This window comes from Heliobacterium mobile (assembly GCF_009720735.1).
GTDB classification, from domain to species: domain Bacteria; phylum Bacillota; class Desulfitobacteriia; order Heliobacteriales; family Heliobacteriaceae; genus Heliobacterium; species Heliobacterium mobile.
In genome coordinates, this window is record NZ_WNKU01000001.1 from 106,301 (window position 1) to 122,936 (window position 16,636).

Genomic DNA, 16,636 nt, shown 5'->3' on the forward strand with positions numbered 1-16,636 from the left:
TATGTTGCGGTTGGGACGAGTCGATTACTTAAACGTATTGCCGATCTATTATGCTTTCGAATCGGGAGCAGTCCCGCTGGCAGCCGAAACGATCCGGGGAGTGCCGGCTCTTTTGAATCAAAAGTTCATAGCCGGTGAATTGGACATCACTCCCATTTCCTCTATCGCCTATGCCCGTCAGCCCCAAGCCGGCTGGGTGCTGCCCGATGTGTCGATCAGCGCTGACGGTCCCGTCGCTTCAATACTGCTTTTTACCCGAAAACCTGTCAAAGAACTCAACGGTGAAACCATCGCGGTGACGACATCGTCGGCAACATCTGTGGTGCTGCTACAGATCCTGTTGGAACGACATTACGGTATCCGGTGCACCTTACGACCGGCGGCACCGGAACTGGAACCGATGTTGACGGAATACCCGGCGGCGCTGCTGATCGGTGACGACGCGCTCCAAGCTGCCGAGGATGCAAAATCGGGTCTGTTGAATCATCTGGCCATCGAAAATGTCATCGATCTCGGCCAAGTCTGGAAAGAAATGACCGGCTTGCCCATGGTCTACGCTCTATGGGCGATCCGCGATGATTATGTGCGGCGCTATGATCGGGAGATCGATCAAGTGGCCCAAGCTTTTCGTCAAGCCCGGGCCTGGGCCGATAGTCATGCTCAAGAAGTACTCGCCGAAGCCTCTCGCCGCTACAGCCTTCCTCTGCCTGTGCTTGATGATTATTTCCACCTGATCCGCTATGACTTAGATGATTTGTACCGGAAAGCAGCTGAAACCTATTTTGCCGAGGCGGCTCGCCTGGGGATTCTTCCGGCTCCCGTCAAGCTGCAGGTCTGGGGTGAAGTCTGAGGTGACAATGATGACATCAAATTGGAAGGCAGCCCTTCAAAAAGCGTTGCAAGGTCAGCGGTTGACCCTGGAAGATGGCTTGGTGCTTTTCCATGAGGCAGAACTGCTTCCATTGGGAGCCGTCGCGCGGGAAATCAGCACCCGACTGCATCCTGAGAATCGGGTCACCTTTGTCATCGACCGAAATATCAATTACACCAACATCTGTACGACCGGTTGCCGCTTTTGTGCCTTTTACCGGTCCCCAGGCCATCCGGAAGGTTATGTCCTGCCGAAAGAAGCGATTTTCCAAAAAATCGAAGAAACGGTTGCCGTCGGCGGTACGCAGATCTTGATGCAGGGAGGCATTCACCCTGAACTGGGCATCGAGTATTACGAAGACCTCCTACAAGCCATCAAAGGTAGGTTCCATATCCATATCCATTCCTTTTCACCGCCTGAGATCGCTCATATCGCCGAAAAAAGTGGACTGACGATAGACGGAGTCATTGCCCGCCTCCATGAGGCTGGTCTCGATTCGATCCCTGGCGGCGGTGCCGAAATCCTCGATGATCGGGTCCGCCATTACATCAGTCCGAGAAAAATCGGCTGGCGCCTCTGGATGGACGTGATGCAGGCGGCTCACCGGCAAGGGTTAAAAACGACAGCCACCATGATGTATGGTTCCGTGGAAACACCGGAGGAACGAATCATGCACATGATCCGGGTCCGGGAAGCCCAAGATGAGACAGGCGGGTTTACCGCTTTTATCCCTTGGAGCTTTCAACCGGCCAACACGGCCTTGGGAGGGAGTGCCTCGACCGGTGTCGAATACGTAAAAACCCTTGCCCTTTCCCGGTTGATGTTGGATAATGTTCCTAACATTCAAGCGTCATGGGTGACCCAAGGCGCCAAAATGGCCCAGGTGGCACTACAATTTGGGGCTAACGATTTTGGGGGAACTATGCTGGAAGAAAACGTTGTCCGGGCTGCCGGTGTCGTTAACCGGGTGCCCCTAGACGAGATCGTCCGGTGCATCGGTGAGACGGGAAAAGTACCGGTTCAACGGGATACTTTATATCGCATTCTTCGGGAGTTCTAGGGAGGCGCAGGTCGCATGACGGATGAGAAAACGATGCCTTTGATGGAGCACCTGGAAGAATTGCGCGGAGTGCTCATCTGGTCTCTTGCTTTTGCATTGGCAGGGACCATGATCACCTACTATTGGAACCAAGACCTCATTGCACTCATCACCAAACCCTTAACCGACTTGGGGATTAAACCAGTCATTTTACGTCCGGCTGAAGGCTTTTTCACGTCCGTCAAGATATCCTTTTTTGCGGGTCTTATCGTTGCTGCCCCGCTGATATTCTGGAAGATCTGGTCTTTTATCGTACCTGCCTTATACCCGAATGAACGCAAATGGGTATACATCGTCTTACCCTTCTCGGTGTTTCTTCTGGTGACCGGGATCCTTTTCGCCTTTTATGTGGTCTATCCCATTGCGGTTACTTTTTTGATCACCTTTGGCGATTTCACCCCTATGATCTCCATCAGCGAATACTTATCCTTCGCCCTCTGGTTTATTCTGCCTTTCGGACTTATTTTTCAGCTTCCCCTGGTCATCATGTTCCTTGTCCGTATCGGCATCATTGACCATCACTTCCTTAAAAAGTATCGAAAACATGCCCTGTTGATCATGTTCGTGGTCGCTGCCGTGTTTACACCGACTCCTGACGTGGTCTCTCAAACGCTCATGGCAGGGCCTATGTACCTACTCTACGAGATTAGTATTTGGGTAGCTCGTTTCATCCAACCGAAAAAAACAACGGAAGAACAGTCCATAGAAAGTCAAGATATGCAATAGAAGGTCAAAGCCGCTTTCACTATAGAGAGCGGTTTTTTCTGCGTTTTGTCTTCCTAGCCAGGGAAGGGAATATTTTTTGTTCAATATATTAATCGCTTTAATATCTGCCGGTTCTATCTGAAGAGAAGGTAATTTTATAAGCGGAAGCGAATGTCTTTATATCTAAATCGTGATAATTTTGTGATATAATCAGAAATAGATCGTTTCATTGCAGAAATACACGTGAGAGCAGAGAGGGGCCTGCCGATGAAAGTGGAATGGACAGATGATCTGCTTATCGGGATCGGCATCATCGATGACCAGCATAAGAAGTTAGTCGAACGGGTAAAAGGCTTTACCAAAGCTGTCGAATCAAGAGATATGGCGAAAATTGAGGAAACCATCAATTACTTGATCGGCTATACGATTCAGCATTTCGGTGCTGAGGAGCTGATCATGATCCGAAACGGCTATGATGAGTTTAAGAGCCATCGAGAGGAACACTCCTCTTTCATCAACATCATCTATGATGCCAACAAAAGTTTGCAAAAGAAAGAACTCACGCAGGAGAAGCTGGAAGCGTTGCAAGAGCTTTTTCTCCAATGGATCGTCAACCATATTAAAATCAAAGACAAACGCATCGGCGAGCAAATTATTTGACGGGGGTTCTTTATGAACGACCTGAAAGACATGGATGCTTTTCACCTCGACGTGCTTCGGGAAATCAGCAATATCGGTGCCGGAAACGCTGCGACGGCCTTATCGACACTGTTACAAAAGAAAGTGGATATGAAGGTATCCCGCGTCATCCCTATGCAGTTCAATGAAATTACCGAATACGTAGGCGGCGCGGAGAACATCGTGGCTACGGTTTTCTCACGCATCGATGGGGATATCTCCGGCAACATGCTCTTTGTCATCGGTGAAGATAACGCTAAGGGTCTGGTTGACGATCTGACTGGCAAGACTGGTGATGGTCAACTTTCCGATCTGGCCCTATCGGTGCTGCAGGAGATCGGCAATATCTTAGCAGGCTCCTATCTGACTGCTTTGGCTGATTTTACCGGTTTTGAATTGCAGACAAATGTGCCATCTCTGGCTATCGATATGGCTGGCGCGATGCTCAGCTTTGGATTGATGGAGATCGGACGCAGCGGCGATTGGGCGATTATGATTGATGCAGAAATACATACGGAAGAAGAGACTGGAACGGACGATATCGCCGCTGACACGGAAAAAAACAAGGGCGAAAATATGGACAAAGGTGGAAAGGGCAAGTCGGGTCATATCTTTCTGTTGCCCGATCCGGAATCCTTTGAAAAAATTTTTATTGCCTTAGGAGTTCATCGGTATGGCAGTAATTAAAGTGGGTATCGCCGACTCGAACATTTGCAAGGCCCCAGATTCCATCACCACCTTGGGACTCGGATCTTGTGTCGGCCTCACACTCTATGATGAATCGAATAAGGTCGCCGGTATGGTACACGTGATGCTGCCCTCCTCAGAGGTAGCACGCAAAGGCGATTTCAAAAAAGCGAAGTTCGCCGATACCGGAGTGCCTGAGTTGGTCGATATGTTGATCAAGGCAGGGGCAAACCGGTCGCGATTAAAAGCGAAGATGGCCGGCGGTGCTCAGATGTTCAGCTTTGAAGGAAAGATGGATACGTTGAGCATCGGTGCAAGAAACGTGGAAGCTTGCAAAGCGGAATTGATGAAGTTGCGGATCCCTCTGATTGCAGAAGATACGGGAGGGAATTATGGCCGTACGATCGAATTGTTCAGCCAAACAGGTATTTTAGAAATCCGGGCCGTATCAAAGCCTGCTAAACAGATTTAACAAGAGGGGATTCTCACCGTTTGGAGAGAGTCCCTTCTTTTCTTTATGGAGGATTCAATGAAAGAGAGAAATAAGCAGTTCACGGATCGCTAGATTGAAAAACTATCATAAGGAAAAACGAAAATAACCATTGTGCTTAAACCACATTTCCTTTACAATCTAACGTGGAAATTGTGAAAGAAGGAGCAAGTAACTTGGCAAACGATTTGAAACAGGTTGAAGCAAAAATCACCGTTGCCGACCCTACGGCGCTAGGTGTTTTTGGTCTGGCCATGGTCACCTTTGTGGCGTCTACCCAGAAACTTGGTTGGACCAGTGGTGTTTCCGGCCTTGTACCTTGGGCGGTCTTCCTAGGGGCGATCGCGCAAGTGATCGCCGGCATCTTTGACTTCAAAAAGAACAACTATTTCGGTGCGACGGTCTTAACCACCTACGGATTATTCTGGTTTGGTGTGGCCATGTCCTGGTCCATCACCCTCGGCTGGCTCGGTCCAGAGTTTCAAGCCGCTTTTAGCACAGTCCAACTCGGCTGGGCTTTTCTGGGGTACTTTATCTTTTCCCTCTTTATCATGGTCGCCGCATTTGAAACGAACAAAGTCTTTGCTGCGATTCTCGTCTTGATCAATGTGCTCCTTCTCTCGCTTGCTCTCACATCCTTTAAGATTGTCGACCTCCATCCGGTAGCCGGCTGGTCGGAATTCTTCATCTCCTTGCTTGGTTTCTATGGTTGCGGTGCCATCTTCTTGAACAACTTTTTCGGACGTACCATTCTTCCCATCGGTGGACCTATGGGTTTCATCAAAAAGGGTGCCCGCTAACCGATTGGGCATTATCTAAAAGGCCACATTTGCACAAATTTGCAGTGTGGTCATTTTTGTCTTTTAAAAATTATCATCGATTGTTGACAGCGATCGACAGAATCTTCATTTATTTAATAATATAATGCTTCTATAGACACTTTTATTGTTGAGGGATAGAAGAGATGGACAAATTTCATTTTGTCTCCGCCGAGCAGATGGTAGATAATTCTCCGCAGCATATTTTTGCATATAACTCGGAAGGGAAATATCTCTATGCCAACCTTGCTGGTGCAGAAGCCTGCGGTTTACAACCGGATGACTTCATCGGGAAATCCTGGAGAGAATTAAGGTTTCCCGAGGTCGTTATGGAGCCTTTTGACCAAAATCTGAGGAACGTTTTTGATAATGGAAAAGCGATCAAGGACGAGACGATCTTTTTTACGGTCAATGGCCCTAGATACTATGAATATATTCTTCAACCCGTCTTCTCTCCGGAAAGAGCCATTACAGCGGTGGTCAGTTATGCCCGAGATATTTCCGTCCGAAAAGAAAAAGAAGAGATCATCAATCAGTTTTTCAACCTTTCCTTGGACGTCTTTATGATTTTAGACTTCGAGGGAAACATCGTAGAAAGCAACGGGATTTTAAGTAGGCTGCTCAGGGTAGAAGAAAAAAGATTCTCGAACATAAAGGATTTTGCTCTCCTGCTCCATCCCGCTGATTTTGAAAAGACCAAAGAAGCCTATCATTTCATGATCGTAGGAATTCCAAGCACGAATTTTGAGAATCGTTATCGAACCTCCACCGGTGAATACCTGTGGTTTTCATGGAATTCAATGCCGAATAGGAGCAAAAGGCTGCTCTATATAGTGGGGAGAAACATAAGTGATACGAAGAAGGTTAGAGATGAACTGACCGAATCGCACGAACGACTGGATCGAATCCTGAACAGCATCAATGAGGGTTTTTTTACTCTCGATCGCGAGTGGAAGTTTACCTATGTAAACAAAGAGACGGAACGAATGTGGTCGATCCCCAAAGCCAAACTGCTCGAAAAACGGTTATGGGAAGCCTGTCCCGATGCCTGCAATGAAAAGACTTACTCTGAGTACGTAAAGGCTTTCCAACAAAACGAAGCAGTTCGATTTGAGGAGCAAAACGGTCATACCGGAAGATGGTCTGAAATCACTGCCTATCCCTCGAAAGAAGGGCTGACCGTTTTTTCTCGGGACATCACCGAAAGGGTACGCAATGAACAGAAAATACGTAGAAATGAAGCTCGTCTTCAAGCCCTATTAAAAATCAGTCGAATGAGTAAGGAGAAAATTGAGCATATCGGCAGAAGCGTTCTCGACGATGCACTTACCTTGACAGGAAGTGAAATCGGGTATATTGGCTTTGCTAATGAAAGGGACACAAAGATGCAAACCTTTTCCTGGTCTATCTTTGCGAAGACTTGTGCTATTTCGAAGAAAGCTCAAACGCATTCCATTGAAACTGGCGGTATTTGGACTGAGGTAATTCGTAAGCGGAGAGCCTTGATCATCAACGACTATAACGCTTTTTCAACAACAAAAAGGTTACCCCAAGGGCATGTGTGTCTAAAACGAGTGCTTTCCGTCCCGATCTTTGAAGAGGATAAGATTGTTATGCAGGTTGTCGTAGCCAACAAGGCGGGGGAGTATGACAGTAGTGACATCGATTTTTTAACAGTCTTAGTAGGCGGCATGTGGGAGGTGCTTAAGCGAAAAAAAGCAGAGACGGAACTTCGCTTATCGGAAGAACGTTTTTCCAAGGCTTTTGCTATGAGTCCGAGTGTGATGTCAATTAGAGAACTGGATAGCGGAAGATATGTAGATGTGAACCGTACCTTTGAACGAGTCACTGGTTTTTCAAGAACAGAGGTAGTGGGTCTGAGACCGGAAGAATTGGGAATCTGGGAAGAAAATAGTGAGATTCAAGCTTTTATGCGTGGAGAAACCCTGGCGAAAAACAGGGAATGTAACTTTTTTGTCAAATCGGGTATTTTTACAGGGCTCGTATCCACCGAAATCATAACTATAAATGGGAAAAAGCACATTCTGACGGTGACAAACGATATGTCAGAACTAAAACGATTCCAACAAGAATTTTCACGCTTAGATCGGTTAAATTTGATTGGACAGTTGGCCAGCGGTATTGGGCACGAAGTTCGCAATCCCATGCAGACGGTCCGCGGGTTTCTCCAGTTGATGCAGCGGAAAAAGGAATATAGTCGCGATGAACCCTATTTTGAATTGATGATCACCGAACTGGATCGAGCCAATTCCATTATTACCGAATTCCTTTCCTTATCGAAGAAGCAGTCTGATAATCTTATAGAAAAAGACCTAAATAAGATTTTAAATAAATTATCTCCACTGCTTCTGGCTCAAGCTTTAAACGAAAATAAAGAGATTGACATTAAACTGGGTCAAATTCCGACGATTCTTGCAGACGAGAAGGAAATTACCCAATTACTTCTCAACCTAGTGAAAAACGGATTTGATGCGATGGAAGATCGAAAAAAATTGTTCCTACAGACGTATGTTGATGTCGACGGAAAGGTTGTGCTTGAAGTCAAAGATCAAGGCCGGGGAATCGCCCGAGAGATTCAAGATAAGATCGGAACGCCTTTTGTGACGAACAAAGATAATGGGACTGGATTGGGATTAGCTGTCAGTTACAGCATCGCCGACAGGCACAAGGCGAAGATAAATTTTGAAACGGGAAGTGACGGGACTACCTTTTATGTGAGGTTTTCTCCGGGGGTTTAAGACATTATGATTTGTCTTTTTTCTCTGCAGTATTCACAACTTGTTCATATGGTAGAGTGAAGCTGTTGAAGCTTGTTTGCTAAAAAGCCAAGACTATTAGCGAAAATGACAAACTGTTTTTGCTGAGATCTTGAATATGTGTGTAATATAATTCCATAAATATTTACACCCTTTCTTCCGTTGCGAAAAGGGTGTTTTAATTTTTAAAATCCATGTATAATTCGGACTAATGGGCATATAGTCCCAAATCCATGAAATTGAAATTTAAAAGGGACAATTAACGGTAAATGTAGCATATATATACTAATATCAATAGTATAAAGGGGTTATCAACATGTCCACATTGGAAAGGGACATTGAAAAAATCTTTATGCGAGATCAACGGGAGAAAAAGGTCGCTGCTAATGGAGTGCGAGGTCGTGCTTCACGACTCGGTCGAGTCGGCCGCATGGTCTTTCCCTCTGACCGACTATCTCCAAAGGAGAAACGCCAATATCGTCAAGCAGGGGCATTGATCGTTTACTCCTTATACGATCAATTGGTATCTTTTGATGAATTCGACCGAATGGGTTATCTCCGGCAGCGGGAACTGCTGGCTAAGTGGCGAACAAAGTACTCCGACGACGAAATATGCCGAGATTGGGGATTAAGTCGCTATGCCTACGAGATCATTCTGGAGGCCTTGGAACTACCGCAAAAATGTCAGCTGACTTATAAAGATCAATAAAAACCCGCCTGAATCATGATGATACCGGGCGGGTTTGTTTTATCATGAGCCTTTATCAATAGGTTGAAGTGAGAAGGGGCAGCTGGCCTTGCATGGCGTAGAGAAGACGGCTTTCCACTTCAGCCCAGTTGATCAGATTCCAAAAGGCTTTTACATATTCGGCTCGACGATTCTGATAATCGAGGTAATAAGCATGCTCCCAGACATCGATAACGAGTATAGGGATAGCCCCCCATTGAGTTAAGTTTTGATGTTTTTCCGCTGTCAGAATCTCCAATCGCCGCCAAGCGGGCTGCCATACAAGGATGCCCCAACCTGAGGCTTCCACATTGACAGTTCCTTGGGTCAGTTGCTCTACAAAGGCGGTAAAACTGCCAAAATACTTGTTTATCTGATTTTGTGTGTGCGTCCCCGGTTGGCCGCCCCTTCCGGGTGACGTCATGATTGTCCAATAGACGCTATGTAGGATATGACCGGAACCATGAAAGGCCAGTTCACGTTCCCACTGTTTGACTAAAGAAAAATCCTTTTTCTGCCTCGCTTCCACGAGCTTCAACTCTGCTCGGTTCAAGCCTTCCACGTAGGATTTGTGGTGTTGGTCATGGTGAATCCTCAATGTATTCTCGCTAATGACTGGCTCTAGGGCATTATATGGGTAGCTGAGCGGCGGCAACTGGTGTTGACCGGGGGGAACCGTAAAATATTGCATGGTAGCAAACCTCCCGACTTTTTGGGTACGCTGCTACAACCTATTAACAGGTCTTAAGACGTATACGGACTAAATTTTTCTTCTGGAGGAATCTCCCTCAAAGTGACGAATAGTAACCTCAAAAAATTGCAAGAACAATGCAGAGAGACTTTTGGGAGCTTTTAAGGAGGGGTGTTTATGAAGCATCTTACCCGATGCCCTGATTGCGGTTCGACGGATATTGGTCAGGGGATCTTCAAAGGGTATGCCAGTTTGATGCCTGTCGAAAATTTTTTCTCCTTTGGTTCTCCTGTCGTGGCCGATGTCTGTTCGAACTGCGGACTCATCCTTCGACTTCGCGTTGTAAAGCCACACAAGTTTAAATCTAACTGTTCTGATTTTGAGCAATTAGAACCGGCTGACTAAAACCCTTGCCAGGTTGAGCAAGTACGTCAGAGATTCTGACGTCCAGAAATAAGCTGGTTTTATTAGCTGAATTTTGTTCGAAATTCGTGCATTTTTTTTACATTTGAACATATAAATCATAATAAACCGTGGTCAGGAAGATGGACAGGCTCGGTATTCGCTTAAGCTCCCGACGACTCGTTGAGGTTTCTCTTTCTTTACACCACTGACACATTATGCGATAATATCGTAAAAGGAGCGTGGCGGTGGTGTTGCAACACCTGATGACCGGTTTGCCGGAGGACTTGGTTACCTTTGTCCGGGAACTTCGGGCAGTTCGTGACCGGTACCGGCACGTGAGCATAACTCCCGTAGACATTCCTTGCGCTAGTATTCGATTGGCTGTCGTAACAGGACAACCCTTGTTGGATCTGGTGGCCTTTACTATCGCTGAAAACCAATTTTCTGATCTACTCGATGAGATGTTGGCAACCGTAAGGGTCCAACGGCCATTGTTAGAAAAGCAGATCGACCGGATAAAGATTCATCTGAAGCAAGTGGATCTAGCTGTTTTAGCATTTAAAGGGGCTATCGATGAAAACGTTTACTTTCGTTCACTCGCTCAAGATGCTGCTGTGAGTCAGGAATTGTACCATTTTTTGGTCAATCAAGCTGTTCGTCCGTTTCTCGTCGCTTTTGCCCGGGAATATGCTTCTCGTCTAGACTTGACCCATTGGCAAAGGCCCTATTGTCCGATCTGTGGTCGCTTTTCCGACTTATCACGATTGTCTGGGGACGAAGAGGGCCGCCATCTCGTTTGTATTCATTGCCAGAGTATGTGGGAATATGAGCGCTTGGCTTGTCCCCACTGTGGAAATAAGGAACCAGAAAAATTAGATTATCTATCGACCGAAGAGTACCCAGGATGGCAGATACATATTTGCCAACGATGCCAGGGATACGTTAAGACTGTTGATAGTCGTCAAGCTTTTATCAACCTTTCCGTTCTTGATGAGTTTGATACGCTCATGCTGGACATAATCGCGCGAAAAAAGGGCTATCTTAATGAAAGAATCGGGCCTATTCTTAACTAGGGCGCTCGAGGAGGAGCATCATGTTTGGTTTTTTGTCTACGATCGGCATACCGGAACTTCTACTTATCCTCGTCGTAGCCCTGTTGATCTTTGGACCTGGAAAGCTTCCAGACGTAGGAAAGGCTCTAGGAAAAAGCATCAATGAATTTAAGAGTGCCACGAGCGCCAGCAAAGCAGAAGAAAAGGTGTCAGAAAAACCAACAGCATCGGGAGACTCCCCAGATCAGGGGAATGCTCCTTCAAAGGACAACTGACCTTTGGTAAGGGCACGTCTCATGGGCGTGTCTTTATTCATTCGACGAAGATTCATCATCCTTTTGATGACAACACAACTTTGAAGCAGGTGACTTCATGCAGTCTCGTCTTTTTCAAGATATTCAAAACGACTTGGCCAAAGTGGAAGCCGAACTGGCCAAATATGCCGATACTTCGCTGCCGACGTTGACCGCTGCGTCCAGCCACTTGCTTCATGCAGGAGGAAAACGACTGAGGCCGGCCTTTGTATTGCTGGCTGGCAGGTTTCACAATTACTCTCTTGAGCGCCTATTGCCATTGGCGGTAGCCATGGAGATGATTCACATGGCTTCCTTAGTTCATGACGATGTGGTCGATGAATCGAAGACACGGCGAGGAATCCCAACGGTAAAAGCGCGCTGGGGAAACCGCATTTCAATCCATACAGGCGATCATCTTTTTGCCCGTTCCCTGTTGCTCATCGCCGAACTGAACGATGATAAGATTTCAGAGGTGTTAGCCAAGGTCTCTGTGGAGATGTGTAAAGGTGAGATCCAACAGATGTCTGGCACCTTTGATGTAAACCAAACCTTCCGGGACTATCTGTTCCGTATCAAGCGGAAAACAGCTCTTCTCATTTCTGCATCGTGCCAGTTAGGCGCAATGGCAGTTAAAGCCGATCCTTCGATCGTACGGGCGCTGAAAATGTATGGTCATCATCTCGGTATGGCCTTTCAGGTAACCGATGACATTCTCGATTTGACAGCCGACGAAGCAGAACTTGGCAAGCCTGTCGGTTCAGACCTGCGACAGGGCATCATCACTTTACCGATCCTGGAAGCCCTTTGGGAGACGAAAGATCCCCTGTTGCGTCTGTTAGTAGCTAAGCGGGACAAGTCCCAAGAAGAAGTCGGACAAGCGATTGAGATCATAAAAAATTCTGGAGCGATCGATCGCAGCCAAAAAATTGCTCGTCGCTACCTTGAGAAAGCAAAAGACGAGTTAAAGCGCCTGCCGCCGGTGCCAACCCGGGATTCTTTAGCTTCTATTGCCGAATTTATTGAAAAACGAACGTACTAAAACGTGATGGAAATCCTTTTTCCTTGTAAGGGGATATGCTAGAATAGGTAACGTTGAAAGTTGAAGGAGTGAGGAAGCTTGGTACAATCAAATGCAGACCTTAAGGCTTCAAAGTCTCCAGAAGAACAGTTGAATCAGCAAGATCCCGATAAGGATGGATTTGTCGATAAAGCATGGAACTTTTTTAGTTCTATGAAGCTGGGCCTTTTCCTCTTACTCATCATCGCAGCAGCCTCTATCGCTGGCACCATCATTCCTCAGAACGGTTCCCCTCAAGAATACGGTTCACTTTATTCGCTTTACAACACTTTGGGACTCGTTGACATGTACCACAGTTGGTGGTTTCAAACGCTTTTGTTCCTTCTGGCGATGAATCTGTTTATTTGCTCGGTAAACCGGGCTTCTTCACTATGGCGCGTTTTTTCCAATCCGCGGATTAAAAGGGCTGACGGCGAAATCTCCCGGATGGACCACTCCTTTCATGCTGACAAAGCGATTTCGGAAGAAGGTGTGGTTCAACAGGTAAAGGATGCATGCCGGGATAAGGGTTATCGCGTTTTCACAGAGCAAGAGCCGGGGAGAACATTCCTATATGCCGAAAAGGGGCGTTTTGGCATCTGGGGTTCTCTGATTTCCCATATCGGTTTGCTTGTAATCCTCATCGGTGCTGTCATCGGCATCTATGCCGGCCAAGAAGGCCAGATGCCGGCTGAAGTACACAGCACCTTTCATATCCGAGATGTGCAAGGGCTTGGTACGGTAGACGGAGATTTTGATGTTCGAGTCGATGACTTCAAAACGGTCTATCGTCCCGATGGCTCCATTCAGGCTTGGATCAGTCGTTTGACGATCTTGGACAAAGGTCAAGAAATACTGACTAAGGATATCGAAGTTAACCATCCCCTTGAATTCCGAGGATTTAAGATCTACCAGTCTTTTTATGGCGCGAACATCCCCACGAAAGTCACATCGAAAGAAATCCCGCAAGGTTATGACTTTACGATCAATGAAGGTGACTTCATCCCTGTTCCCGGCACAAATCTGGGTGTCTTGGCCTATAAGTATGTCCCCGATTTTGACCCTCAATATGGCCTCCAGTCGAAGTCTGACCAACCCAACAACCCGCGCATGGTTTACGTGCTATACCGCGGAAAAGAACAGATTGGCGTCGGCGCTGCTGAATTAGGCAAAGCTGAAGTGCTTGCCGGTGGTGAAGGCCAGATCACCTTTCAACGATATGCTCCGTATACAGGGTTGACCATCCGTCGGGATCCCGGAGTGGCTATCGTTTGGTTGGGTTGTGCCGTCCTACTCATCGGTCTGGGATTATCCTTCTACATGCCTCACCGCCGCATCTGGGCCATTGTAGAAGGCAATAACGGAAAGAGCTCGTTATCGTTTGGAGGGTTTGCCCAGAAAAACAAAATCGCCTTTGAACAAGATTTTACTCAATTGAGAGATAAACTCTGAAGGGAAAGGGGAGGGATTTGACATGACGGACATGGTAGCTCAAGAAAACTTGCTGTTTTACATCACTTTTGCAGCATATGGATTGGCAACCTTCCTCTATATCGGCTTTTTGGTGATCCGCAACCAATCCCTTGCTCGCATCGGTTATTACTCAATCGTTATCGGTGTCTTGGCCAACACGGCTGCTCTAGCCCTTCGCGCTATTGTTGCTGGATATGTTCCCTTAACGAATGGTTATGAATTTCTATTAGCATTTTCCTGGGGTATCGCTTCAGTCTATCTGTTTGCCGAAAAAAAATATCAAATCCCTGTTGCCGGAGCTTTTGTTGTTCCGACTGCCTGGTTGATTCTAGCCTACGTGGCTGTGCTTATGGATCCGGCGTCGAGAGCCGCCCGGCCCCTCATGCCGGCCCTGCAATCCAACTGGCTGACCTATCATGTCATCACAGCCATGTTCTCGTACGGGGCTTTTGCTTTTTCTTTCGGTGTCGGCATCATGTACCTTTGGAAAAAGAGCGCGGAAAGCCGGGAAAAACAAAGGGGTGTTGTGGCTTTCCTGCCATCATCGGAAAAACTGGATGAGATCGGTTATCGACTGATTGCAATTGGTTTTCCGCTCCTCACCCTTTGTATCATCACTGGTGCTATTTGGGCTGAATATGCTTGGGGCCGCTACTGGAGCTGGGACCCGAAGGAGACTTGGTCGCTCATCACCTGGCTGATTTACGCAGCCTATCTCCATGCCCGTTTCACCTATGGTTGGAAAGGCAATCGGGCTGCCTGGATGGCTGTGATAGGATTTTTAGCTGTGTTGTTCACCTTTTTTGGTGTCAATTACTTCTTAAGCGGATTGCATTCATATGCAAAATAGCCTAAGGAGTAGATAAATTAGTGGCATAGAAAGGGGCTGTGCTGTTGTATCCATTGATGTTAAGACTGGAAGGACAACCTTGCCTCGTCGTCGGTGGGGGCCAAGTGGCCGAACGGAAGATTGAATCTCTTCTTGAGGTAGGGGCTCGGGTGACTGTGATCAGTCCCGAAGTCACTCCCGCTATTCAGGAATGGGTTCAAGAAGGGAAGCTGCGCAGCTACCTGCGGGGTTACCAGGAAGGAGATGCTGCAGGACATTTTGTTGTCATCGCGGCTACCGATGTTTCTGAAGTCAATGAGATGGTCGCTCGCGATTGCTTCCAGCGGAATATTCTCATCAACACAGTTGACATTCCCCCGCTCTGTAATTTCTACGTGCCTGCCGTTGTTCGTCGAGGCGACTTAACCATCGCTATCTCCACCAACGGTGCCAGTCCGGCTGTCGCCAAACGCATCCGTAAAAAAATGGAGCGTGAATTTGGCGAGGAGTACGGCGAGTACCTTCAAGTGATGAAGTCCCTTCGTGAACAGGTACTTCGTGAGGTTTCTGATCCGGAAATGCGTAAAGATATTTTCGAGCGTCTGGCTGATGTCGGATTGTTAGATTGCATCAAGGCCGGTGACGAACAGGGACTGAAGGAGCGAATCGCCCAGTGTTTATCTTCGTCGTAGGGCTGAACCATAAATCAGCACCCGTAGAAATTCGAGAACAATTGTCCTTTCCGGAACACATCCTGGAGAGTTCTTTACATCGACTGAAATCGGAACCTGGCATAGAGGGCTGTGCTATTCTATCTACCTGTAACCGTACAGAGATCTACGCGGCGACGACGGATCTGGAAAAAGGTCAAGCTGCTGTGAAGCGATTCTTTTCCAACTCGGGCCCCTTGCAGGTAGACGACTTTGCCAATAGCATTTACACTCACACCCTTTATGATGCGATACGTCATCTTTTCCGGGTGTCTGCTGGTCTGGATTCTATGGTGTTAGGGGAGACGCAGATCCTTGGTCAAGTGCGCCGCGCCTATCAAGCGGCCTGTGACTATGGAACTTCAAACGGGATCATCAACACCTGGTTTCAGCAGGCAATTACTGTAGGCAAACGGGTTCGCACGGAGACGGGTATCGATCAGCATGCTGTTTCTATCTCCTATACGGCGGTGGAATTGGCCCGGCAGGTCTTCGACTCTTTAGAAGGACGAACCGCTTTAATCCTGGGTGCCGGTAAGATGAGCGAACTTACCCTGACTCACCTGATTGCCAACGGGGTGACTACAGTCCTTGTGGCCAACCGTACCCGCGAACGAGCCGATGAACTAGCTCGCAAATGCGGTGGTAAAGCCGTTTCCTTTGCAGAGCTGGAACAACATATGGAAGTCGCAGACATCGTCATCTCTTGTACGGCAGCTACCCACTATGTCATTCGCCGCAATCTCGTAGAGACGGTCATGGCGAAACGGCCAGAACGTCCTCTTTTTCTCATCGATATCGCTGTCCCACGGGATATCGAACCGGCTGTCGGCACGGTACAGTCTGTGCATCTATTCGATATTGACGACCTAAACAGCGTTGTCGACCGGAACTTGGCCGAACGCCAGAAAGCAGCATCCCAGGCGGAAGTCATCATTGAAGAAGAGATCCATGAGTTCATCAAATGGCTCAACTCCTTGTTTGTTGTACCGACGATTGTTGCTTTGCGAAATAAAGGGGACGCGATCAAGGAAAAAGAACTCGAACGGGTGCTGGGAAAGCTGAAAAGCCTTTCCGAAAAGGATAAGAAGACCCTCGGGGCGATGGCCTCTTCCATCGTCAAACAATTGCTGCATGATCCAGTGATTCAAATACGCCATTATGCAGCAAGCCCGGAAGGTCACTTATATTCAGAGATTTTGCAAAATCTCTTTTCCCTAGATATCGCCGGACAGCGGCCGAAAGGCTGTGACGATAACAATCTGAGATAA

Annotated in this window: 18 protein-coding genes; 17 read left to right on the forward strand and 1 reads right to left on the reverse strand. The window is 47.3% G+C overall.

Translation table 11 applies throughout. The features are described 5' to 3' along the window. The first annotated feature begins 1 nt into the window (after window position 1). The 9 genes from GJ688_RS00505 to GJ688_RS00545 all read left to right on the forward strand — a co-directional run bounded on the left by GJ688_RS00505 (window position 2) and on the right by GJ688_RS00545 (window position 8,834). Window positions 2–850, forward strand: coding sequence for a menaquinone biosynthetic enzyme MqnA/MqnD family protein (locus GJ688_RS00505; protein WP_155474579.1), 849 nt, complete (start codon window positions 2–4; stop codon window positions 848–850). Window positions 851–857: 7 nt separating this feature from the next. Beyond that, window positions 858–1,931, forward strand: a complete 1,074-nt coding sequence (gene mqnC, locus GJ688_RS00510; RefSeq protein ID WP_235910677.1) for a cyclic dehypoxanthinyl futalosine synthase — start codon at window positions 858–860, stop codon at window positions 1,929–1,931. Window positions 1,932–1,946: 15 nt separating this feature from the next. Beyond that, on the forward strand, window positions 1,947–2,696 hold the full coding sequence (gene tatC / locus GJ688_RS00515) for a twin-arginine translocase subunit TatC (RefSeq protein ID WP_155474581.1): 750 nt from the start codon (window positions 1,947–1,949) through the stop codon (window positions 2,694–2,696). Between the two features lie 246 nt (window positions 2,697–2,942). After that, entirely contained in the window at window positions 2,943–3,335 is a 393-nt protein-coding gene (locus GJ688_RS00520; RefSeq protein WP_170291518.1) for a bacteriohemerythrin, read from the forward strand. Between the two features lie 12 nt (window positions 3,336–3,347). Further along, a complete protein-coding gene (locus GJ688_RS00525; protein WP_155474583.1) occupies window positions 3,348–4,040 on the forward strand; it encodes a chemotaxis protein CheC in 693 nt (230 codons plus the stop codon). Beyond that, window positions 4,027–4,512, forward strand: a complete 486-nt coding sequence (locus tag GJ688_RS00530; RefSeq protein WP_155474584.1) for a chemotaxis protein CheD — start codon at window positions 4,027–4,029, stop codon at window positions 4,510–4,512. Before GJ688_RS00525 ends, GJ688_RS00530 begins: the two co-directional genes overlap by 14 nt. Window positions 4,513–4,706: 194 nt before the next feature. Further along, the gene (locus GJ688_RS00535) at window positions 4,707–5,330 is read left to right on the forward strand and encodes an acetate uptake transporter (protein ID WP_155474585.1); all 624 of its coding nucleotides are present in this window, start codon (window positions 4,707–4,709) and stop codon (window positions 5,328–5,330) included. A gap of 164 nt (window positions 5,331–5,494) precedes the next feature. After that, complete coding sequence (locus GJ688_RS00540) at window positions 5,495–8,107, forward strand: PAS domain S-box protein (RefSeq protein ID WP_155474586.1); 2,613 nt, start codon at window positions 5,495–5,497, stop codon at window positions 8,105–8,107. A 334-nt stretch (window positions 8,108–8,441) separates the two neighbouring features. Continuing rightward, a complete protein-coding gene (locus GJ688_RS00545; protein WP_155474587.1) occupies window positions 8,442–8,834 on the forward strand; it encodes a hypothetical protein in 393 nt (130 codons plus the stop codon). Window positions 8,835–8,889: 55 nt separating this feature from the next. On the opposite strand, the gene GJ688_RS00550 is transcribed toward GJ688_RS00545, so the two are convergent. Further along, entirely contained in the window at window positions 8,890–9,543 is a 654-nt protein-coding gene (locus GJ688_RS00550) for a superoxide dismutase (RefSeq protein WP_155474588.1), read from the reverse strand. 177 nt (window positions 9,544–9,720) lie between these two features. Here GJ688_RS00550 and GJ688_RS00555 point away from each other — a divergent pair, with 177 nt between their 5' ends. The 8 genes from GJ688_RS00555 (at window position 9,721) to hemA (ending at window position 16,636) form a co-directional block, all read left to right on the forward strand. After that, window positions 9,721–9,948 (forward strand): transcription initiation factor TFIIIB, encoded by a 228-nt coding sequence (locus GJ688_RS00555; protein WP_155474589.1) that lies wholly within the window; start codon window positions 9,721–9,723, stop codon window positions 9,946–9,948. Between the two features lie 245 nt (window positions 9,949–10,193). Further along, the gene (locus GJ688_RS00560; protein ID WP_155474590.1) at window positions 10,194–11,021 is read left to right on the forward strand and encodes a formate dehydrogenase accessory protein FdhE; all 828 of its coding nucleotides are present in this window, start codon (window positions 10,194–10,196) and stop codon (window positions 11,019–11,021) included. Window positions 11,022–11,041: 20 nt separating this feature from the next. After that, window positions 11,042–11,275, forward strand: a complete 234-nt coding sequence (gene tatA, locus GJ688_RS00565; protein WP_155474591.1) for a twin-arginine translocase TatA/TatE family subunit — start codon at window positions 11,042–11,044, stop codon at window positions 11,273–11,275. Window positions 11,276–11,372: 97 nt separating this feature from the next. Beyond that, a complete protein-coding gene (locus GJ688_RS00570) occupies window positions 11,373–12,335 on the forward strand; it encodes a polyprenyl synthetase family protein (protein WP_155474592.1) in 963 nt (320 codons plus the stop codon). A gap of 78 nt (window positions 12,336–12,413) precedes the next feature. Next, window positions 12,414–13,805 carry a cytochrome c biogenesis protein ResB gene (gene resB / locus GJ688_RS00575; protein WP_155474593.1) on the forward strand — a complete coding sequence of 464 codons (1,392 nt, stop codon included), beginning with the start codon at window positions 12,414–12,416 and terminating at the stop codon, window positions 13,803–13,805. 31 nt (window positions 13,806–13,836) lie between these two features. Continuing rightward, window positions 13,837–14,676, forward strand: a complete 840-nt coding sequence (ccsB, locus tag GJ688_RS00580) for a c-type cytochrome biogenesis protein CcsB (RefSeq protein WP_155474916.1) — start codon at window positions 13,837–13,839, stop codon at window positions 14,674–14,676. 38 nt (window positions 14,677–14,714) lie between these two features. Then, window positions 14,715–15,347 (forward strand): precorrin-2 dehydrogenase/sirohydrochlorin ferrochelatase family protein, encoded by a 633-nt coding sequence (locus GJ688_RS00585; protein WP_170291519.1) that lies wholly within the window; start codon window positions 14,715–14,717, stop codon window positions 15,345–15,347. After that, window positions 15,329–16,636 (forward strand): glutamyl-tRNA reductase, encoded by a 1,308-nt coding sequence (gene hemA / locus GJ688_RS00590; RefSeq protein WP_170291520.1) that lies wholly within the window; start codon window positions 15,329–15,331, stop codon window positions 16,634–16,636. The genes GJ688_RS00585 and hemA overlap by 19 nt, the downstream gene beginning before the upstream one ends.